Raw genomic sequence first — 20,359 nt, forward strand, 5'->3', positions numbered from 1 at the left:
TGTCTTGGAGTGACAAACCTCTATACCGAGACCCCGCCGCCTTCGTCTCGCGACACTCTTGACACCCGCCGCGAATCCTTAACTACCCGGCATTGGGGCTAGCCGCTCACCAGCACCGACTCCAAGATGCACTTAAGCGAAGTGGCATCGTACGACGCGGGCCCGTCACCGGAAGACGGTGACGGGCCCGCGGCGAGGCGCGAACGGCTCAGGCGCGCGCGTAGGTCAGGCAGTCGGCCTTGTCGGCGGAGGCGCCGACGGTGATCGCCGGGGCGCGGCACTCGAGGTTCTCGTTGTAGGTGCAGTCGGCGCGCTTGCAGGCGCCGACCTGGGCGGTGGCGACACCCATGCCGCCCTTCTCGCCGGAGCCGATGAAGGTGTCGCACTCGGCGGTCTGCAGGCTGCCGATCGTGATCGCGAAGGCGGTACAGCCGTCGTGGTTGTAGCCGCACTCGGCGACCGTGCAGGTCTGCACACGCGGCATGTTCATCATCTGCGTCATGGTTTCGACTCCCCTGATCGTTAATGGCCTTACCGAACCATAACCCCGATCGCGGATTCTATTCCAGTCATTCAATGATGCCGCCGGAAAAGTTCTATTACATTAGGTAAGGCAAGCCTCAATCAATTTAGGTTAGCCTTGCCTACGGCTCTGAGCAGGGAATGTTTCCTTCCCGTGCCTCCAGGGTAACGAATTCAGGTCACACCGCGACGCCAATTCTTTTGTCGCTGCTACGGGGCCCGTGTGATTCGATTGCCACAGGTGTGCCGAGCAATTCTGATATTTCCCGTGCCCAGTTTTCCGGCCGGTGCGTCGCGGCCGGCACGGCGCGGGCCAGGCGCTCGGTGAGCCGTTCCTGGTACGCCAGGTCCCGATGCGGGCCGGGCTCGATCCGGTCCCAGATCGCGCCGCCCTCCCGGTACGCCGTGCAGATGCCGAGATCCGGGCAGCGCTCCGGCGCGTCCAGGTGGGTGATCGCGAGCGCGTCGGCCCCGCCGGCCACCTCGGCCGCGTACCGGTGCGCCACCGCGTCGAAATGGCCGGTCCGGAACGCGCCCTGCCAGGCGTCCGCGCCGTTGTGCGCCTCCGGCAGGTCCAGGCCGGGCGCCTCGGTGACGAATGGGCCGGTGCCGTGCCGGGTGGTGTAGGCGCGGACCACGCCGAGACGCCGGAACGAGTCGCAGAGCTCGGCCACGTTGTCGAACGTCGTCGTCGACCACGTCGTGTACGGATGCCAGCCGCGCCACTCGTCGAGAAGGACACCCTGGGCGCCCTCGAAGACGCACGGGCCCTCGCTGAGCAGGCGGCCGGTGTGCTCGGGGCCGACGATGCGGACCGCCTCGCCGAACGCGGTGAAGGCGTCGATCACGTCGTCCAGCGAGATCCCCGGATCGGGGAGGGCGGCCTGGACCGCCGCCAGCCGGCGGCGCAGGCGTGCCGGGGAGAGCACGTCGGCGACCCGTGGGGCATCGGAGTTCGTCAACGCGTACCCCATCGTCTCGCCGACGCCCATGCCGCACGAACCGTGCCGCTCAGGCCCGCGCGCGACCTCCCGCCGCCGGTTCGCGGCGCGATGCCACGGAGTGGCGAGCAGTGCGTCGGAATCCACCGTGAGCAGGTGAAACGGGTTTCCGAGAGCCTTCGCCTCACCGGCCAGCGCGAGCGGGTCGACGATCATGAAGCGGGTCAGGTGGGTCGGGACGCCGCGCAGGGTGCCCGAGCCGAACTGGGCGAACGTGTGGTGCCGGCCGTCCTCGGTGACCACGTTGTGTGCCGCCTGCGCCCCGCCGTTGAAGCGCAGCACCGCCCGCCGCGGCGAGGCGGCACAGAGCGCATCGACGATCGTGCCCTTGCCCGCATCGCCATAACCGAGATCGACGACGGCGATGTGCTCCGTCACAGCCGCTGGTTCCCGCCCTGGCCGGCGGTGATCTCGAACGGCTCGCCACGGACCACAGCGGTGCGCTGCAGCGGCGCCAGGGCGCGGCCCACCGAGTCGCCGGCCGCCGAGCCGACGTCCTCGAGATCGGCGATGCCCTCGTCCAGATCGATCGCGTCCTCGCCGAGGCCCACGGTCAGCGCGATCGTCTCGCAGACCGCGTCCAGATCGTCGAGTTCCAGCACGTTCTGCCCGAGCAGTTCGCGCCAGCGGGCCAGCACCTCGGAGTCGCCGCCCCAGCCGGCCGCGGTCGGCAGGATGTAGTAGACCTCGTAGCGGCGGCGCAGCTCGGCGATGATCTCCTCGATCGGAATCGGCTGCTTGATCCGGTCGCCGATCACGGCCTGCACCTCCCGCGGCTTGACCCGCGGGTACGGCATCTCGTCGCCGATGATGAAGAGGTATCCCCGACGTCCGCGATTGACCATCGAGTCGATGATCGTGTGCCGGGCCATGAAGTAGAGCGCGAGCTCATAGGACTCGTGCTTCTGCCCACCGCCGCCGCCCTCCAGGTAGATCTTGGAGAGATCGTCGTCCATCCGGTTGTCCGACTCGAACTGTCCGACCTGCAGCGGCGCCCGGTCACACGTCGCGTCACCGATCGCACCGAACATGATCTGCGGGTCGATCGCGTAACTCTTCCTGGTCAGCAGCCCGAGCAGCTGCGGAAGCTTGGTCTGCAGCACCCGCGGCACGTTGCCCATCGAGCCGGTGACGTCGAAGAGGACGGCGATCGGCGTGCTGAACGGGTGCTCCTCCGAGTCCCGCGACTCCCGCATGAAGACCCCGTCCGGATCGAGATCCGGGTGGACCCGGCGCGCGCCGCTGTCGCTGTAGTCGAAGGCGCTCTTGCCGGTAGCGGCGCGGTAGGTCGAGGCTGCGGTGTAAACGTCGGTGGACCAGTGTCCGCTTCCCATCACAAACTCCTTCAGTTCCGGTACCGCTCGGGGATCAGCTCGTCGAATTCGCCCAGCAGCGCCCAGGCGTCCTGGGGCCGCATCCGCGGCGCGTCGTAGCAGCAGCCTGCGGCGAACCGCCGCAGCGGTTCGGGCATCCGGGCCGGGCCGATGATCCGTGTCATCAAGCCGGTCGCCATGTAGATGTCGGTGGCCGGGCTCGCGGTCCTGTCGTGAAGCACCTCCGGCGGGTAGGCCGCCTCGCTTGCCTTCACTATCGCTCTCGGTCGATGCCCGGCATAGCACCAGTCGAGGAGGACCAGGCCGCGTCGCTCCGGGTGGATCAGGACGTGGCTCTCCAGCACCGCGCCGTGCACCACCCCGGCCCGGTGCGCCCAGCCGATCGCGATCAGCAGCCGCCGCCAGATCCAGATCGCGTCCGGGATCGTGATCTGCCCGGCTTGATCGAGGCGCAGCATGCCGCGCTGCCGTTCCACCACGTTGATCCGTCTGCGACGTTTCGCCTGGTCCTCGTGGAGAAAGCTGTCGGTGAGGACCGGCGCGTAGGCCCGGAATCGCGGATCTCCCCGGGTCTGGAGATCGTGGAGAGCCTCGGCCTCGGCCTCCATCAGGTCGTTGTCCGCCGGGTCGCGGGGAATCTTCAGCAGGACCGCGCCGTCCGCGTAGATCTCCGCGATGTCGCCGCTCGCGAAGACCGGACCGACCCGATATGTCGCGGTTTTCGTCTTGAGTGTCGCGCCGCTGTTCCGCCGCTGATAAAGGGCCGAAAGCTTGGCGAAAGCCTCCGTCGCGATGGCGCGCCGTTGCGCGCCGGCGGCATCCGGGTGCACGATCTTGGCCCATTCCCGGTACGTGTGACCGCCGCCCGCCAGCTCCGTGAAGCTCGTGGCGGACATGATCCGGGCGACCGCGTCGTCGAAACTCACGTGCCCCATGTGCTCGGCCTGCCGGCGTCGTCTCTCCGCTCCGACCAGGGTGCTCATCGGACCCGGTCCTCACCGGTCGGCCGCAGCAGCGCCGGGTGCAGCAGCGTGGCGTCACCGGCCCGGTAGAGCTTCGCCTTCGGGCCGCCGCGCTCGCCGCCCCGCGAGGTCGTCCGCCCGGTGCTCTCCACGAACCCCGGCACCGACAGCACCTTGCGGTGGAAGTTACCGGGATGCAGGTCCTCACCCCAGACGGCGGCGTAGACCTGGCGCAGCTCGCCGACGGTGAACTCCTCGGCCACGAACGCGGTGGCGAGCGGCGTGTACTCCAGCTTCGACCGGGCCCGCTCCAGGCCGTCGGCGAGCACGTCGTCGTGATCGAACGCCAGATCCTTCGCCTCGTCGACCGGCACCCAGTACGCCCGCGCCGCGTCGCTGCCGGCCGTAGGCTCGGGCAGGCTCGGCGCGAACGCCAGGTACGCGACGGACACGACCCGCATGCGGGGGTCGCGGCCGGGGTTGCCGTACGTCTTCAGCTGCTCCAGGTGCACCCGGTCGAGCTCGCCCCGGCCCGGCGTCAGCCCGGTCTCCTCGGCGAACTCCCGCAGCGCCGCGTCGTCGAGCGTCTCCTCCTTGACGAAGCCGCCGGGCAGTGCCCGCTGCCCGGCGAACGGCTGCGCGCCGCGCTCGACCAGCAGCACGCAGAGCGTGCCGTTGCGGATCGTCAGGGCGACAACGTCCACGGTGACCGCGACCGACGGGTATCTCCGCGGGTCGTAGCCGGCCAGGAAGCTCTCCTGATCCTCCATCGTCGCCTCCGCCTCGGTTGTTCTCAACAAGTAGTTCTCAATGTGAGTCTTACTCGATCTGAGAGCAACTTAGCGCGGCATGATGCGGCTGTCAACTGGATGTTTGCTGAGAGTTTGTACGTGAATGTCAGACATATACCCATCTTGGTAACTCTGGGGAGGCGAACCGTCTCTAATCGTTACGCTTCCGGCGAGACGGCCCACGACGGTTCCCCGAACCGCGGGCCCCCTTTCCAGCCAAACGCGGTTCGCATGAACCCGTAGGAGGACCTCGCATGTCCAAATCCAATCCCAGGGCCCGGCTTGCGTATGCCGGGCTCTCCATCGGGGCGCTGGGAGCCGCCCTACTCGTGGGCCCGCAGGCGGCCCACGCCGCCGTGGCACTGAGTTCGATCACCCCGAGCAGCGCCTCCGCCGGCACCCTTGTCACGGTGGTCGCTCCGAGCTCGATCTTCACGCAGAACGTGACGCCGGTCGTCACGCTCACGACCGGGAACACCACCTGCTCCGCCACGTCGAACGGCTCGACCATCATCGACGCGACAGGTGAGGACGCTGCCAACAGCGGCGGCGCCACCGCGACGATGACGTTCGTCATGCCGGGCGGGCTGGGTGCCACCGCCGGATCCGTAGCGCGCAACGTCAACCTGTGCATCTATGTGAGCGGTACCCTCCAAAATGATCCGGCGACGATCAGCGCCCTGCCGCCGATCACGCCGAACGCGGGCGTCCCCGGCACCGCCGTCACCGCGACGTTCTCGTCGGCCACGGCCACCGGGCCGTTCGCCGCCGCCACGCCGACGGTTCTCTTCAGCTCGGCCGTCAACTGCCCGGGCACCAACGCCACCAGCACGACCGCCTTCGCGGCCACCAACGTCGCCAAGAGCGGCAACTACTCGGTCACCTTCAACGTGCCGCCCGGTATCTCGTCGGCGGGGGTGAACCGCAACTACCTGGTCTGCGTCTATACGGGAGCGAGCACGCTGCTCTCCGACTCGGGCAGCCCACGGAACTTCACCGTCCGGCCCACGATCAGCCCGAGCGGCGCCGCTGCGGGGTCGACCGTGACGATCAGGACGGCGGCCCCCCTTGCGGGCGGCAGCACGCCGGGCGTCGTGATGACGACGAACCTCAGCTGTCCGACCAACTACACGACGACGATCTCCGGTCAGACGACCGCGGCCGGCACCAACGTCACCCGGGTGGACGAGAACACCGCCACCTTCACCATCCCCAGCACGCTGGCCCTCAGCAGCGGCGGGGCGCGGGCCTACAACGTCTGCCTCTACGCCGGGGCCACGACGACGAGCGCTCAGCTCGCCGACCCGCTGCACGCCTTCATCCTCACGCCGGGTGTGGCGCTGAGCGCGCAGACCGGTACCAGCGGCGGCGGCAACACGCTGACCTTCACCGCGCCGACGGGTAGCGCGCCGTTCACCGACATCCCCGGTGTGGTGTTCACGACGACCGGGTGCCCGGGCACCTACGGGAGCCCGGGCGGTGGCATCGCCACCAGCATCGTGCGCACCTCGACCAGCGTGGTCACGGCCACCGTGCCGACCGACGTGCTCGCCACCGGGCTGAGCACGCCGTACACCGTCTGCTTCTACGGCGGCACCGCCACGTCCGACGTGCTGATCGCCGCGGCCGCGGCGCCCTACACGATCCTGCTGTCTCCGGTGACCCTGAGCAGCAGCGTCGGCTCGAGCGCCGGCACGTCCCCGGGCGCGATCACCGTCTCGTCCACCACTGCCTTCCTGGTCGGTGTCTCGGCGCCGGGTGTCGCCTTCACCACCGCGGCCACCTGCCCGGCGATCTACCCGTCCAACGTGCCGTTCGCGGCCGCCTCCGGCAACACGCCGGTCGTGCACGGCGTCATCCAGGCCTCGGCGCCGCGCGTGGTGTCCACCAGGTCTCTCGCCGTGGTCGTTCCCGCGCTGCCGTTGAGCCTGGGCACGCCGACGCCGTACCAGATGTGCGTCTACAACGGCACCAACACGTCGACCAGCACCCTCATCGCTGTCGCGACCTACACCTCGACGACAGTCCACACGCTGGTGAGCGTGTCGCCGCGGGCCGGCTCCGCGCTGGGTGGCGACGAAATCGTCATCACCGGTACCGGCTTCCCGACCACGCCGGGCTCGATCACGGCGACGCTGGGCGGTGTCCCGCTCATCGACGTCACCCCGGTCAACGCGACCACCTTCACCGCGATCACTCCGATCCATGCTCCGGAGAACGGTGTGCCGCTGGTCGTGACCACCTTCGCCGGAACGCGGACGCTCGCGTCGTCGTTCTCCTACCTGCACGCTCTCAAGGCAGACCCGAACACGGCGCCGAACACGCGGCCGATCGACATCGCCGTGCGTGGCGCGGACTTCCTCAACGTCACCTTCGGCGCCAACGATGCCGACGCGCACATCTACCTGGTTCGCGGGGAGTACAACTCGCGTACCGTCGTGTCCGCCGGTAACAAGGTCAACGGGCCGGTGCAGGAGTGCGGCAGCGTTCTCGTCATCACCGACAACGATCTGGTCTGCACGCTCAATCTCCACCGCCGGCTCGGTCCGGACGGCGCGCAGATCGCCCAGACGACGGCAGCGCTCGACACCCGCGCGGCGGCGGACACGGCCGTCGCGGGCACCGGCGACCGTCTCATCACCTCCGCTGCCAACGCGCTCTTCACCTACGCCGACATCGGCAAGACGGTCACCGGCATCGGTTTCGCGCCGAACACCGTGATCGTGGACGTGACCCCGGCTTCCGGCGGTACCGTGTCCAGCGCGACCATCTCGCGGGGAACCACGGGCGCCCACTCCGGAGGCACCACCATCGTCTCCGCGGCACGTAGCGTTCCGCTGGTGGTGACCGGAAACGCGTCGGCCAATGTCACCGCGCCGCCCGGATCGTTCACCCAGGGTGACGTCGGACGGCCGATCACCGGTGGCAACATCGACACCGCGACCACGATCAGCGTCGTCGCTCCCGGTGGAGCGAGTGCCACGCTGTCCAAGCCGACAACCGCCACCACCGGTGGGACGCATACGGTGTCGGTCTTCGGCGCTCCCGTGCCGAACGGCGCCTACAACCTCACCTATGTGAGCAACGGTTCGCCGGACGCGGTCACCGCCGACCCGAACTACCGCCAGAGTGTCCTCTCCAGCGGCTCCGTATTCACGGTTGCCCCGTTCTGACAGATCAGCACCAGCTGAATCTTCAGCCGGCGGCCCGAGCTCATGCTCGGGCCGCCGGTCTGTCCCTGCCGGACGGCGGCGAATGGACCAGCTAAAGCGGACCAATCCATTGGACTCCGGCGTTATGAGCTTTTATCGTGATTTGCCGGGCTAGGCTCCTTCCAGACGGCCCGCTGACCTCGCGCGCGGGCTCACCCAAACCCACTGAGCGGTTCGTCAGGAACCGTAGGAGGACCTCGCATGCGCAAGTCCCAACCTCGAACCGGCTTCCGGCCCCTCCGGGCCGGCACCGTCGTGGCGGCGGCGGCCGTCGCAGTGGTGGCCGGCACCGCAGCACCGGCCTTTGGCGTCACCGGGGAGATGTCCGTCGACACGGCCCCCATCGGTGGTGGCACTACAACCGTGGTCACCGCCGTCGGCGCGTTCACCACCCTGAACAACGAGGCCAAGGCCCGCTTCGTGGCCAGCACCGCGAACTGTGGCACCACGTTCGGAACCTCCACGACCGGCATCGGCACCGTGGCGATCGATAACGACGACACCGCCACGGTCACCATCCCCGCTCTCGCGGCAGGTAGCTACAAGGGATGCATCTACGCGTCCGCGACCACGGTCGGCGGCACCACCGCCCTGACCGTCAACACCACGGACCTCCTGGTCGTCAGCGCGGCGTCCACAACGCCGACACTGAGCCAGACGGCCGGCCCCGTCGCCGGTGGCAACGCCATCACCGCGACCGGGGTCGGCCCCTACCTGGCCTCCGCCACCACTCCGGCGGCGACCTTCAAGCTGAACTCGGCCGGCGCCTGCAACGCGACGTACCTGACGACAGGCGTGACCACGGCGACGATCACCAAGGTCGCGGCTGACGCCAACGCCGGCATCGCCGCCAACACCGTCGCGTCGATCACGGTTCCGAGCGGCCTGACCGCCTCCTCGGCGTACAAGATCTGCATCTACGCGGGCAACGCCAGCAACTCCGCGCTGCTGGCGACCGCGACCTACACGCCGCTTCCGCCGGCCACCCTGAGCCCGACGGCCGGCAACTCCGGCGGCACCAACACCATCACGCTGACGACCGCGTCGGCCATCATCGAGGGTGACGCTCCGGGCGCGATCTTCACGCTGGAGAACTGCCCGGCGACGTACACCACCGGCAACGCCGACTACCTCAACGTCGTCACCATCACGAAGATCTCGAACAGCAAGGTCGCGCTGCTGGTGCCGGCCACTGTCGAGGTTGAGGACGACGTGGCCACGAGCACGTACAACACATGCCTCTACAGCAACAAGACGACCGGCCCGCTGCTCGCCGCTCCGGCCAGCTACACCGTGGCGCCGGCGCTCGACCTCGGCACCGCGGTGGCCAGCCCGGCCGGCGGCCCCGCGCAGGGTGGCACGAGTGTCCTGTTCACCGGCCTCGAAGGCATTCCCGAGGCCGACGATGCTCTGCTCACCGCGACCCTGGGCGGCAAGGCGATGACCGACATCCGGGTCATCGACGACACCTCGTTCCGGGCGACCACGCCGGCCAGCGCCGCCGGTCCCGCCGCGCTGAGTGTCACCACCTCCGCGGGCACGCAGAACAAGGCCGCGATCTTCACGTACTCCTACGGCATCACGACCGCGCCGAACGCCGCCGTGGCGAACACGACACCCACCCTGGACATCATGGGCGCCGGGTTCAACGATCTGGTCGTCACCAACACCAATGACTACGACGACGCGAGCTCGCGGGTCTTCCTCGTGACGACCGACTGGTTCGCCAGCGCCAGCGGTGGTACCAACGGCGCCTGGGCGACCGTCGACCCGGTCACCGCCTGCACCGGGATCGTGGTGATCAGCGATGTCGAGCTGATCTGCACGCTCGCCCTGAACAACCTTCTCGACGCCACCACCAAGGACTTCACCGCGGCCACGGATGAGGTCGCCGACGGCACCTATTCGCTGGTGGTGGTGGAGGACGCCTCGGACACCAGCACGCTGGTCGACGTCGACTTCTCCCGCATCTCCAGCGGCTCCACCTTCACCGTCGCGGACTACTAGGAACACAGGTAAGTCCCGCTGCATCACTACGGCGGCCCGGAGCGCGGATGCTCCGGGCCGCCTTCTGTGCCCGTACCGGGAAAATGGGAATGAAGAGCGACCGCGGCAGTGCCGGAAGCACCGCCGCGGTCGCGTTGTGATCTCTGCTCAGCCCATCTTGTTCCACTGTTCGTCGAGCTTGGCCACGGCCTTCTCGGCATCGGGCTTGCCGCCCGTGGGCCGGACCGCGATCGTGATGACGCTCCTCGTCTTCTCGGTGCGCCAGCACATCAGCATGGTCGGGCGGACCCGCGGCTCGTCCTCGTTGCTGAACCGGAACTTCTGGGTGCACTCGGCGTCGCCGACCTTCTTGACGCCGCCGGCGATCCAGAGCATCTCGCGCTGGCCGGTGAGGTCGTACTTCGCGGAGATGGTGCGCAGCGTGCCGCCCTTCTTGGGATCGCCCTCGTTCGTGACGGCGACCTCGCCGACCGGGGCGGCCACATCTGTGCCCGGCTCGAGCGCGCGCTTCACCTCGTAACCGTCCTTCGCGGCCTTCGCACGGGCCTCCATCACCTGCTTTCTGACCTCTTCGCTGGTCAGCGGGGCAGGTGACGTGGTCGCGGCGCCATCGGATTTCGCCGGCGACTTCGACGGGGACGGCGCGGGCGACTCGGTCGCCGGGGACTCCGCCGGGGTCGACGCCTCCGGTGGAGGCGCCAGCGCGGTGACCTCGCGGGTCTCGGTGGCGTTGTCGCCGCTGACGATCCAGGTGGTGGTCAGGTAGGAGCCGGCGCCGAGGATCGCGGCCAGTCCGGCCACGCCCGCCACCGCCCGCGCGCGGCGACGGGGTGGCCGCGCGACGCTTGCCGCCGGCGCCGGGCGGTCGGCCTCTCCCTCGGATCGGTCTTCGTCATGAGTTGTCATGATTGGTACCCCTCTGGGTTCTGGCTGGTCGAAACTGGTTGATCCGCCGAAGTCGGGATGGCGGACCCGAGTATTCATGCTGCCAATGCCTGTGACATAAGGGGCTAAATCCACCAATCCGGGTGCTGAGAGTTTGATGAGTGCGCCTCCTCACCGGCCGGATCCGCTGCTACCGGACCGCAACTCTTCGCTCACTCAGCGCGGAACGAACCTGGCCGACGCTCGTACCCAGCGCCAACGGGAGAAATGACAACGGGAGAACGAGGTCGAGGATGAAGGTTCAGCTGCGCCGGTACGCCGCCGGAGCCGTTGCCGCAGGTGCGCTCGCGGCCGTGGGCGTGGTCGCCCTGCCGGCCGGGACGAACGACTTCGTGCCGGTCACCTACGGCCTTGCCGAGGCGCCGGAGCAGATCGTGCCGGTCACCTACGGCCTCACCGAGGCGCCGGAGCAGATCGTGCCGGCCACCGTGAGCACGACGCGGCCTGCCCGGGTCGTCAGCACGACGATCGACGAGGAGGGCCGCCCGGTCGTCACCGTCGAGGAGGCGACAAGCAAGAAGGCCGCCGTCAAGCTGGTGAAGAAGGCGCAGCAGGCGGAGAATGCGGTCGGCGTCGAGGTGGACGCGCCGGTGCACGCGCTCGGCATCCCCACCGGCAGCGACCCGTACCGGTCCCAGCAGTGGGACTTCACCAAGATGAACGTGGCGAACGCCTGGCAGCGGTCGACCGGTTCCGGCGTCACCGTCGCGGTGATCGACACCGGCGTCGACGCCGCCCACCCGGACCTGGCCGCCAACACGCTCAGCGGCTACGACGCAATCGCCGACCGGGCCGGTGTGAGCACCGACGGCAACGGGCACGGCACGCACGTGGCCGGCACGATCGCCGCGGTCACCGGCAACGGGGTGGGCGTCTCGGCGGTCGCGCCGGACGTCAAGATCCTGCCGGTCAAGGTGCTCGACGCCAACGGCAGCGGGTACATGTCGGACACCGCCGAGGGCATCGTCTGGGCCGCCGACCACGGCGCTCAGGTGATCAACATGTCGCTCGGCTCCACCGCCAAGGTAACCGCGGTGACCAACGCTGTCGCGTACGCGCGGAGCAGGGGCGTCACGGTCGTCGCGGCCGCCGGCAACAGCCGTACCTCGGGGAGCCCGATCTCCTACCCGGGCGCCGACGAGGGCGTGATCGCGGTGGCCGCCACCGATTCGGCGGACCGGTACGCGTCGTACTCGAACGCCGGCGGCTATGTGGACGTCGCCGCCCCCGGCAGCGGCATCATCAGCACCTACCCGACCGCCCGCGGCATGTACGCGAACCTCAACGGCACCTCGATGGCGGCGCCGCACGTCGCGGCGGTGGCCGCGCTGCTGAAGAGCTACCGGTCGGCGCTGACCCCGGACCAGATCGAGTCCCTGCTGGAGAAGTCCGCCGTGGACCTCGGCGGCGCCGGGTTCGACACCGACTACGGTTACGGCCGGATCGACGCCGCGGCTGCGCTGGCCGCCGCCGGATCGCCCGCCACCACCGCGCCGACGACGGCTCCCACCAAGGCGCCGACCACTGCGCCCACCACTGCGCCGGCCACCAAGGCGCCGACGACGGCTCCGACCACCAAGGCGCCCACCGCCGCGCCGACCACCAAGGCGCCGACTCCCACGCCGACCAGGACCACCCCCGCGCCGGTCGTTCTCACGCCGGTGATCACGGCGAACGTCAGCGCCAAGGATGTGAACTACGGGACGACGAGCGTCACCACGTTCACGGTGAAGGCCGGCGGCAAGGCCTTCGCGAAGAAGGCGGTCCAGGTCTGCGTCGCCGACAACGGCGCCGGGTTCGCCTGCACCGACACCGTGACGACGTCCTCCGGCACCGTCGCGGTGAGCCGCAAGGCGACCGCCGCGTACCAGCTGCAGCTCAAGGTCGTCCCGTCGGCGACGAACGCGGCCGCGACCTCGGCCACGGTGAGTTACCGGGTCAAGGCCACGGTGAGCGCCGTCCGCGGTCTGAAGGGCTCGATGACCGTGACGATCAACGGGGTCGCCGGCCAGACCGTGCGGGTGCAGCAGTTCGTCGGCGGTCTCTGGACCGACGTGAGCACCTTCGTGGCGCAGACCGCGAAGACGCCGGTGACCGGGCTGACCGTCAAGCAGAAGTACCGCGTCGTCGTGCCGGACGCCGCCGGCATCCTCGGCGCGACCAGCGCCACCGTCACCCTCTGACCGTCACCCTCTGACCGTTATCGGTCGCTGAATGATCGGGCAGGGCCACAATGGCCCTGCCCGATCGCCGTTCAGCCGAGTTTCGCCCACTCCCTGCCGATGATCTCGACGCTGGACGCGGTCGGTGGCTCGCCGGACGGGACGACCGCCATCGTGACCACGCTGCGCTCCTCCGAGGTGCGCCAGCAGAGCAGCATGGTCGGGCGCGCACTCTCGGGGACACCGCCGGTGATCCGTACCGTGGTCGTGCAGGTGACCCCCTGACCCGCCGGCTTTCCCCGGTCGGCGGCCAGCTGGAGATCCCGCTCGCCGGTCAGGTCGCGCGGCGCGGAGACGATGCGGATCGTGCCGTTCTTCAGCAGTTCGGTGCGCTCGGACACCGGTCCCGCGGTCACGGTGGCCGCTTTGAGCCGGTCCTTCGCCGCGGCGGAGGCTTCCGCCTCCGTCGCGCTCGGCGAGGGGGAAGGCGCGGGGCTGATCTCGACGGCATCCGCCGGCTTGGTGGTCTTCTTGGGGGTACGAGTCTCGCTGGGATCTGCTTCGCTGGACTCCTGTTCGGCCGGGGCGGACGCCGGGGCCGAGTCCGTCAGGGGTGCGAGTGCCGCGGGTTCGGGGAGGCTCGGTTGCTCGGCGCTGTTCAGCTGGAGCACCAGGAAACCGGCGCCGGCCAGCACCGCGGCGGCGCCGGTGATCCCCACGATCGCCTGCTTGCGCCGGCGGTTCCGGCGTTCCGGGGTGTCGGCTACCGCTGAGGCGTACAGGCCGCTGGTCACGGGTTCCTTCTCGTCCTCGTCGGCCATGTCGTCCTCCTCCCGTTGATTTAGCGAGCCTCCATGCTCCCAAATATGAGGACATACAGTACGGAATTCGACCAGATCGCCACCTTCTCAGCGCCCTCCGCTGGCCCGGGCGTGCGCTGGGTTCCGCTGGCCCGGCCGTGCGCTGGGCTCCGCTGGCCCGGGCGTGCGCTGGACTCCGCTGGCCCGGGCGTGCGGTCCGCCCCGCTGGTCCGGCCTCGCACTTCGCCGCGCCGGCCCGGCCGCGGAGGGCTCGCGCCGCCGGTCCTGCCCCGAGCCGTAGCTGAAGCAGGTCAAAGCGCTTGATCACCGTGCTGGGCTACGGCCGACGATGGCGAGCCGTAGCGGGGACAGGTCAAAGCGCTCTGGTTGCCTGTCCCAGCTACGGCTGGGTTCGCCGAGCCGTAGCTGGGACAGGTCAGAGCGCTCTGGTTGCCTGCCGGAGCTACGGCTCGGTTGTGGCTGGGCCTCCGGCGCGTCGGGGTCGTGGACGGGCCTCATCATGCGGGAGTGTTCCGCGATCTTGGAGCCTTCGCGCTTCACGGAACCTCGCGGACGCCAGGGGCCCCACCAGTTACCGCAGACCCGCGCCGCACCACCACACCGACAAGTGGGGACGGCGCGGCGGGGCAACGGGGCGCAACGGGGCGTGGCGGGGCAACGGGGCGCGGCGGGGCAACGGGGCGCGGCGGGGCAGGACGGCGGGGCAGGCCGGCGGCGCGGGGTGGCGGGCTGGTCGGGGGTGTCGGATCGAGGTCAGGCGGGGCTGGTCCGGCCTGGTGGGGCGTCCCCTGAAGGGGGAGTGGCAGCGGTGGCGGTTGACCCCGCACCGGATCGCCCAGCAAGGTGTGTGAACCACGGGTGCGATGGCGGCGGACCTGGACGCTCCCTCGTGCGCGCGTATGCCGGAGGAGGGGCTCTTGCCTGATCAGACGGGTTGCGGCCGGTCATGTCCGTGACCGGGGGCGAGGTGGAGCATGCGCCCGCCAAGCCGTCCTGGAAGTGCGAGTCCTGCGGCCGCCCCTGGCCGTGCGCGCCGGCTCGCGAGCGCCTGACCCGCGAGAACGGCCGCGTCGAACTCGCCGTTCTGATGTGGGACTACATCGAAGAGGCGGCCCGCGACATGCCGCAGTCCCCGGCCTCGGAGTTGTTCGACCGCTTCCTCCGCTGGACCGACTGACACGCCGGACCGACTGACACGCCGGACCGACTGACACGCCGCGGGCCTCAGCCTTCGGCAGGTGTCAGCGCAGGCCGGCCACTGCCGCGTCCGTGCCGCCGCGCCAGATCACTCCGGCCTCCCGGAACCCGCCCGCCAGCAGCGCCTGGACGTGCCACGACGCGGGCGGCGTCCACGCGTCACCGTGCTCGCGGGCCGGGTAGATCCGCTCGCGCTCGACGGCCTTCGGCGCGAGCTGCTCGTCGGCGGCGGCGCGGGCCCACCAGTCGGGCCACGAGGTGGACGCTCCGGACGCGTACCGGGCCTCACGCTGTGCCCGCGCGTGATCGCGCAGCTTGACCGACAGCTCCGGCAGGCCCTCCTCGGGCATGTGGTCGGCGTTCGCGAAGACGCCACCGGGCCGTAGGACCTCGCGGATCTCCGCGTAGAGCGTGCGCAGCCGCTCGGCCGGCAGCCAGTGCAGCGCGGTCGCGGTCAGCACCGCGTCGTAGCCATCGCGCAAGGCATCGTGCGGCAGCTTCGACCGCCACGCCGGGTCGCTCAGGTCGGTGTCCACGATGGTGGCCCGGTCGCGCAGCGACGACTCGGCGATGGTGAGCAGCACCGGGTCCTGGTCGAGCACGGTGATCCGGGCGAGCGGGAAGCGGGCGAGCGCGCGCAGGCTGATCGACCCGGTCCCGCCGGCGAGGTCGAGCAGACGCGGAGCATCGCCGCCGGTGACCGTGCCGGTGTCGGTGCCGGTGCCGGAGGCGTTGCTGACCGTGCCGCCGGTCCCCGCGACGTCGCTGACCGCGGCGACGGCGTCCAGCATGGCCTCGAACCGGTGCTCGCGGTCCGGCAGGAACGCCTCCTGCTGCCGGTCCCAGCTCTCCTGCCAGATCGACGGATTGCTCAAGTAAGCAGTCATGCCCCCTACGGTAGTTACTTCGCGGCCGCGAACGCCATCAGGTCCCGCTGTTCGATCGCGGCGGCCATCAGTTCCGGGAAGACGTCCGGTGTGCACGCGAACGCCGGCACCCCCAGGGCGGCGAGGGCCGCCGCGTTCTCGTGGTCGTAGGAGGGCGCGCCCTCGTCGGAGAGCGCGAGCAGCACCACGACCCGTACGCCCGCGGCCGTCATCTCGGCGACCCGGCGCAGCATCTCCTCCCGCACACCACCCTCGTAGAGGTCGCTGATCAGCACGAGGATGCTGTCGCGCGGCCGGGTGATCAGCTGCTGGGAGTACGCCAGGGCCCGGTTGATGTCCGTCCCGCCGCCCAGCTGGGTGCCGAACAGCACCTCCACCGGGTCGCTGAGCTGCTCGGTCAGGTCCACCACCGCGGTGTCGAAGACGACGAGCGACGTCCGCAGCGAGCGCATCGACGCCAGCACCGCCGCGAACACCCCGGCGAACACCACCGACGACGCCATCGAGCCGGACTGGTCGACGCAGAGCACCACGTCCCGTTGCACCGCGGTGGTCCGCCGCCCGTACCCGATCAAGCGCTCCGGGATCAGCGTGCCGTGGCCGGGCTGGTAGTGCTTGAGGTTGGCGCGGATGGTCCGGTCCCAGTCGATGTCGGCGTGCCGGGGCCGGTGGATCCGGGCCGCCCGGTTGAGCGCGCCGGACACCGCCGACCGGGTGCGCTGGGTGATCCGGCGTTCCAATTGCTCCACGACGGTACGCACGACCTGCCGCGCCGCCTCCTTCGTCGCGTCCGGCATCACCCGGTTCAGCGAGAGCAGCGTGCCGACCAGGTGCACGTCGGGTTCGACAGCGGCGAGCATCTCCGGTTCCAGCAGCAGCCGGGTCAGGTCGAGCCGCTCGATCGCGTCGGCCTGCATGACCTGGACGACGGTGCTCGGGAAGTACTCCCGGATGTCGCCGAGCCAGCGCGCCACCTTCGGCGCCGAGCTGCCCAGGCCGGCCGACCGCTGGCCGGCGGAGCCCGCTTCGGCGCTGTCGTAGAGCGCCGCCATCGCCGCGTCCATGGCGCCGTCCTTGCCGGCGGCGGCCGCGCCGAGCGACTCGTCAGCCGCCCCGCCGAGCACGAGCCGCCACCGCCGCTGCCGCTCCCGCCGAGCGTCAGCGCCCGGCTGCCGGTCGTCGGCGCCGGGCCGCTGATCTTCCGCAGCCGGTAGCCCGATTGAGTCAGCGCCCGTCATCGCATCTCCAGCTCTCGTCCCAGCAGCGCGGACAGGGTGGGCAGCGCCGCAGCCGCCCGCTCCCGATCGATCGCCGGCGCCGTCTCGGCGGCCGCCCCGCTGCCGGTGCCACGCGCCACCCGCTCGCCGATCGCCCGCCGCTCACCGGCGTCGAACCCGCCGAACGTCCGCCGCAGCAACGGCAGCACGTCCTCGAACGACTCCGGCGGGATGTCCGCCAGCCACTCGTCCACCAGCGACAACAGCGCCTCGTCGTGAACCAGCAGCAACCCGCCACCGGCCAGGAAGCCCTCCACCCAGGCGGCGGCGGACGCCGGTGAGCCACCCGCGGTCAGCGGCAGCCGCAGTCGCCGCCGCACCTCGGCCGCGTCCAGCCGCCCGGCGTCGAGCAGCAGCCGGGTGAGCCGCCCGGCCGGCAGACCGTGCAGACCGGGCCGGGCCGCGAGCGCCGCGATCGTGGTGAGCCACAACTCGCGCAACGCGTCGTCGCCGAGCAGCGCGACCGCCTGGTGCACGCCGTCCATGCCGTCCCGCAGCTGCTTCGCGGCCTCGTCGGAGAGCGAGCCGGCGGCCGCCGGCAGTCCGGCGCAGATGCGTCCGAGCAGTCCGGCGGTGACGGCCGACAGATGGGAGACATCGGTACGGCGGACGTCGGAGTACCGGGAAGTGCGGGCCAACGCCGGCAGCGCCGCCATCAGATGGTGCACGTCGGCGTCGAGCGCGGCCCGGGTGTCCAGAGCGGCGAGCACCCGTGGGTACGCGTCGCCGAGATCCGCCAGCAGGCAGATCTCCACAAGTCCGGTCACCTCGGCGAGCGTGGTGGCGGCATCGGCCCGCCGGGTGACCCGTGCGGTAGCGGCCGAGGCGACGGTGGTGCCCCACATGCTCCCCTCGACGAGCCGCACCGCGAACTCGGGCTGCCAGCAGATCCGCCACTCCTCCCGGAACGTGCCGGTGCCCCGCCGGTTCGGCGTGCGCTCACCCCACGGGAGGTCCAGGGTCCGCAGCCGGTGCAGCAGCCGGCTGCGTCGCAGGTCGATCTCGCGCCGCAGGTCCAGGTCGAGGGCGCGCTCGGCAGGCTCGGGCCGGAGGCGCACCGATCTCTGCTCGGCGGCCAGGTCGCGGGCGAGCGGGACGGCCGGCATCTCGTCGGGAACCGTGCCGAGCCGTTCCCCGACGACCAGGCGACGGGCGATCAGCTCGGTGCGCAACGGCTCGCCGTCGCACATCACCGCCTCGGCCGCCTCGGTGACCTCGGCCAGACCGGCGAGCGGTCGCCCGCGCAGGGTGGCCAGCGCCTCGGCGAGCCGGGTCGCCTCGATGACGTGCGCCGACGACGTCGGAACCCCCTCGGCACGCAGCACTCCGGCGGCGTCGACGAGCCAGCGCGGCACCACGTCGGAGGCATTGGCGAACAGGTGGTGGTACCAGCCGGGCGAGCGCACCCCGGCGCCGTAACCGGACCAGGAGGCCAGCCGCCCGTACGTCCACGGCACCCAGGTGACCGCCACCTTCGCCTTGCGCCGGCCTTTGAGCAGCGCGGTGTCGTCCTTCACCGGGACCTTGCGGGCGAGCGCCGGCACATGCCACGCGCCGCACACCACGGCGATGTCGTCGTGCCGCCGTCGCTCCGCCCGCAGCACCGACCGCATATGGGCCTCCCGGACCAGATCCGAAGGATCTTCCTCGGCGCTGTCCCGGATCGCGGTCATCGCCTCCTCGATCGCCTCGAAGACCGGCACTCCGCGGTGCTCCACCACGTCCTCCCACCAGCGTTCCGGATCGTCGTAACCGGCGGCGGCCGCCAGCTCACCGATCGGATCGACCGGCCGCCGGACACGCTTTTCACGATCAAGTTCCGATGTGTACGCGTACGGGAGGTCGAAGAAGCGCACCGGAACGCCGTGCCGCACCGCCCATCGGATCGCCTGCCACTCCGGTGAGAAGACCGCGAACGGCCAGAACGCGGCCTTGGCGGGGTCGTCCACCGAGTACCCCAGGAGCGCCACCGGTGGCCGCAGACCGTCGTCCGCCGCCCAGCGCACCAGGTCGTCGGCTTCCGGCGGCCCCTCGATCAGCACCACGTCCGGCCGTTGCCGATCCAGCTCGCGCACCACGGCGCGGGCCGAACCGGGGCCGTGGTGGCGGATGCCGTAGAGCCGTTCAGGCATCGCTGGCGGCCCGGTAGAAGTCGCGCCAGCCGGTGCGCTCACGGACCACGGTCTCCAGGTACTCCCGCCAGACCACGCCGTCCGAGGCAGGGTCCTTGACCACCGCGCCGACGATGCCGGACGCGATGTCGGCCGGGTGCAGCGTGCCGTCGCCGAAGTGGGCGGCGAGCGCCATCCCGTTCGTGATCACCGAGATCGCCTCCGCTGTGGAGAGCGTGCCGGTCGGCGATTTCAGCTTGGTACGCCCGTCCTCGGTCGTCCCGCTGCGCAACTCACGGAAGATCGTGACGACCCGGCGGATCTCCTCCAGCGCCTCGGGGACATCGGGCAGCTCGAGCGAACGGCCCAGCTGCGCGACCCGCCGCGCGACGATCTCCACCTCGTCGTCGGCGCTGGCCGGCATCGGCAGCACGACGGTGTTGAACCGCCGCCGCAGCGCGCTGGAGAGCTCGTTGACGCCCCGGTCCCGGTCGTTCGCCGTGGCGATCAGGTTGAACCCGCGCTGCGCCTGGACCTCGGTGTTCAGTTCCGGCACCGGCAGCGTCTTCTCGGACAGGATGGTGATCAGCGCGTCCTGCACGTCGGACGGGACCCGGGTGAGCTCCTCCAGCCGGGCGATCGCGCCGCTCCGCATGGCCCGCATGATCGGGCTCGGCACCAGCGCCGCGTCGGTGGGGCCGTCGGCGAGCAGGCGGGCGTAGTTCCACCCGTACCGGATGGACTCCTCGGCAGTGCCGGCGGTGCCCTGCACCAGCAGCGTGGAATCGCCGGAGATCGCCGCCGCCAGGTGCTCGGAGACCCAGGTCTTCGCGGTCCCCGGCACGCCGAGCAGCAGCAGCGCCCGGTCGGTGGCGAGGGTCGCGACGGCCACCTCGATCAGGCGGCGCGGCCCCACGTACTTCGGGGTGATCTTGGCACCGTCCCCGAGCAGATAGGTGACCACGGCGTGCGGGGAGAGCCGCCAGCCGGGCGGCCGGTGCCGCTCGTCCGCGTCGGCGAGCAGGGCCAGCTCCTCGGCGTACTGGTCCTCGGCGTGCGGGCGCAGTGCGGTCACTGAACTTTTTTCAACGTGTCGAGGGGCCGTAGGTGCCGGCGCAGGACGACGGCCC

General features: G+C 70.5%; 15 protein-coding genes. 4 read left to right on the forward strand and 11 right to left on the reverse strand.

Annotated features, from left to right (window positions below; genetic code table 11):
* Positions 1–208: 208 nt before the first annotated feature.
* From AB0F72_RS06295 to AB0F72_RS06315, 5 genes are all read right to left on the reverse strand, one after another.
* The gene (locus AB0F72_RS06295; RefSeq protein WP_360426075.1) at positions 209–502 is read right to left on the reverse strand and encodes a DUF1540 domain-containing protein; all 294 of its coding nucleotides are present in this window, start codon (positions 500–502) and stop codon (positions 209–211) included.
* Between the two features lie 199 nt (positions 503–701).
* Positions 702–1,901, reverse strand: a complete 1,200-nt coding sequence (locus AB0F72_RS06300; RefSeq protein WP_360426078.1) for an adenylosuccinate synthetase — start codon at positions 1,899–1,901, stop codon at positions 702–704.
* Positions 1,898–2,857, reverse strand: a complete 960-nt coding sequence (locus AB0F72_RS06305; RefSeq protein ID WP_360426081.1) for a hypothetical protein — start codon at positions 2,855–2,857, stop codon at positions 1,898–1,900. Before AB0F72_RS06305 ends, AB0F72_RS06300 begins: the two co-directional genes overlap by 4 nt.
* Positions 2,858–2,868: 11 nt before the next feature.
* Positions 2,869–3,840, reverse strand: a complete 972-nt coding sequence (locus AB0F72_RS06310; protein ID WP_360426084.1) for a molecular chaperone DnaJ — start codon at positions 3,838–3,840, stop codon at positions 2,869–2,871.
* Entirely contained in the window at positions 3,837–4,589 is a 753-nt protein-coding gene (locus tag AB0F72_RS06315) for an NUDIX domain-containing protein (protein ID WP_360427033.1), read from the reverse strand. The genes AB0F72_RS06310 and AB0F72_RS06315 overlap by 4 nt, the downstream gene beginning before the upstream one ends.
* A 275-nt stretch (positions 4,590–4,864) precedes the next feature.
* Between AB0F72_RS06315 and AB0F72_RS06320 the strand changes: the two genes are divergently transcribed.
* Together AB0F72_RS06320 and AB0F72_RS06325 are read left to right on the forward strand one after the other, a co-directional pair.
* Positions 4,865–7,783: an IPT/TIG domain-containing protein gene (locus AB0F72_RS06320; RefSeq protein WP_360426087.1), complete on the forward strand. Its 2,919-nt coding sequence runs from the start codon at positions 4,865–4,867 to the stop codon at positions 7,781–7,783.
* 240 nt (positions 7,784–8,023) lie between these two features.
* On the forward strand, positions 8,024–9,829 hold the full coding sequence (locus AB0F72_RS06325) for an IPT/TIG domain-containing protein (RefSeq protein ID WP_360426090.1): 1,806 nt from the start codon (positions 8,024–8,026) through the stop codon (positions 9,827–9,829).
* A gap of 147 nt (positions 9,830–9,976) precedes the next feature.
* On the opposite strand, the gene AB0F72_RS06330 is transcribed toward AB0F72_RS06325, so the two are convergent.
* Positions 9,977–10,630 carry a hypothetical protein gene (locus AB0F72_RS06330; RefSeq protein WP_360426094.1) on the reverse strand — a complete coding sequence of 218 codons (654 nt, stop codon included), beginning with the start codon at positions 10,628–10,630 and terminating at the stop codon, positions 9,977–9,979.
* Between the two features lie 377 nt (positions 10,631–11,007).
* Here AB0F72_RS06330 and AB0F72_RS06335 point away from each other — a divergent pair, with 377 nt between their 5' ends.
* On the forward strand, positions 11,008–12,957 hold the full coding sequence (locus AB0F72_RS06335) for a S8 family serine peptidase (protein WP_360426097.1): 1,950 nt from the start codon (positions 11,008–11,010) through the stop codon (positions 12,955–12,957).
* Between the two features lie 71 nt (positions 12,958–13,028).
* Here the strand turns inward: AB0F72_RS06335 and AB0F72_RS06340 are convergent, their stop codons facing one another.
* A complete protein-coding gene (locus tag AB0F72_RS06340) occupies positions 13,029–13,757 on the reverse strand; it encodes a hypothetical protein (RefSeq protein WP_360426100.1) in 729 nt (242 codons plus the stop codon).
* Positions 13,758–14,703: 946 nt separating this feature from the next.
* Between AB0F72_RS06340 and AB0F72_RS06345 the strand changes: the two genes are divergently transcribed.
* Positions 14,704–14,934, forward strand: a complete 231-nt coding sequence (locus AB0F72_RS06345) for a hypothetical protein (RefSeq protein WP_360426103.1) — start codon at positions 14,704–14,706, stop codon at positions 14,932–14,934.
* 64 nt (positions 14,935–14,998) lie between these two features.
* Here AB0F72_RS06345 and AB0F72_RS06350 read toward each other — a convergent pair whose 3' ends face one another.
* From AB0F72_RS06350 to AB0F72_RS06365, 4 genes are read right to left on the reverse strand one after another with little or no spacing between them, the layout of a single operon-like run.
* Positions 14,999–15,841 (reverse strand): class I SAM-dependent methyltransferase, encoded by an 843-nt coding sequence (locus AB0F72_RS06350; protein ID WP_360426105.1) that lies wholly within the window; start codon positions 15,839–15,841, stop codon positions 14,999–15,001.
* Between the two features lie 14 nt (positions 15,842–15,855).
* Positions 15,856–17,079: a VWA domain-containing protein gene (locus AB0F72_RS06355; protein WP_360426108.1), complete on the reverse strand. Its 1,224-nt coding sequence runs from the start codon at positions 17,077–17,079 to the stop codon at positions 15,856–15,858.
* Positions 17,076–19,250 (reverse strand): DUF5682 family protein, encoded by a 2,175-nt coding sequence (locus tag AB0F72_RS06360; RefSeq protein ID WP_360426111.1) that lies wholly within the window; start codon positions 19,248–19,250, stop codon positions 17,076–17,078. The genes AB0F72_RS06355 and AB0F72_RS06360 overlap by 4 nt, the downstream gene beginning before the upstream one ends.
* Positions 19,243–20,304, reverse strand: a complete 1,062-nt coding sequence (locus tag AB0F72_RS06365; RefSeq protein WP_360426114.1) for an AAA family ATPase — start codon at positions 20,302–20,304, stop codon at positions 19,243–19,245. The genes AB0F72_RS06360 and AB0F72_RS06365 overlap by 8 nt, the downstream gene beginning before the upstream one ends.
* Positions 20,305–20,359 lie beyond the last annotated feature (55 nt).

Origin of the sequence: Actinoplanes sp. NPDC023936, assembly GCF_040639325.1 — a bacterium.
Lineage (GTDB): Bacteria > Actinomycetota > Actinomycetes > Mycobacteriales > Micromonosporaceae > Actinoplanes.

What these genes read in the sequence shown, in the direction of transcription:
- AB0F72_RS06295 (WP_360426075.1), bottom strand. Translation starts at nt 502, where the DNA reads ATGACGCAGATGATGAACATGCCGCGTGTGCAGACCTGCACGGTCGCC.
- AB0F72_RS06305 (WP_360426081.1), bottom strand. Translation starts at nt 2,857, where the DNA reads ATGGGAAGCGGACACTGGTCCACCGACGTTTACACCGCAGCCTCGACC.
- AB0F72_RS06310 (WP_360426084.1), bottom strand. Translation starts at nt 3,840, where the DNA reads ATGAGCACCCTGGTCGGAGCGGAGAGACGACGCCGGCAGGCCGAGCAC.
- AB0F72_RS06315 (WP_360427033.1), bottom strand. Translation starts at nt 4,589, where the DNA reads ATGGAGGATCAGGAGAGCTTCCTGGCCGGCTACGACCCGCGGAGATAC.
- AB0F72_RS06320 (WP_360426087.1), top strand. Translation starts at nt 4,865, where the DNA reads ATGTCCAAATCCAATCCCAGGGCCCGGCTTGCGTATGCCGGGCTCTCC.
- AB0F72_RS06325 (WP_360426090.1), top strand. Translation starts at nt 8,024, where the DNA reads ATGCGCAAGTCCCAACCTCGAACCGGCTTCCGGCCCCTCCGGGCCGGC.
- AB0F72_RS06335 (WP_360426097.1), top strand. Translation starts at nt 11,008, where the DNA reads ATGAAGGTTCAGCTGCGCCGGTACGCCGCCGGAGCCGTTGCCGCAGGT.
- AB0F72_RS06340 (WP_360426100.1), bottom strand. Translation starts at nt 13,757, where the DNA reads ATGGCCGACGAGGACGAGAAGGAACCCGTGACCAGCGGCCTGTACGCC.
- AB0F72_RS06345 (WP_360426103.1), top strand. Translation starts at nt 14,704, where the DNA reads ATGTCCGTGACCGGGGGCGAGGTGGAGCATGCGCCCGCCAAGCCGTCC.
- AB0F72_RS06350 (WP_360426105.1), bottom strand. Translation starts at nt 15,841, where the DNA reads ATGACTGCTTACTTGAGCAATCCGTCGATCTGGCAGGAGAGCTGGGAC.
- AB0F72_RS06355 (WP_360426108.1), bottom strand. Translation starts at nt 17,079, where the DNA reads ATGACGGGCGCTGACTCAATCGGGCTACCGGCTGCGGAAGATCAGCGG.
- AB0F72_RS06360 (WP_360426111.1), bottom strand. Translation starts at nt 19,250, where the DNA reads ATGCCTGAACGGCTCTACGGCATCCGCCACCACGGCCCCGGTTCGGCC.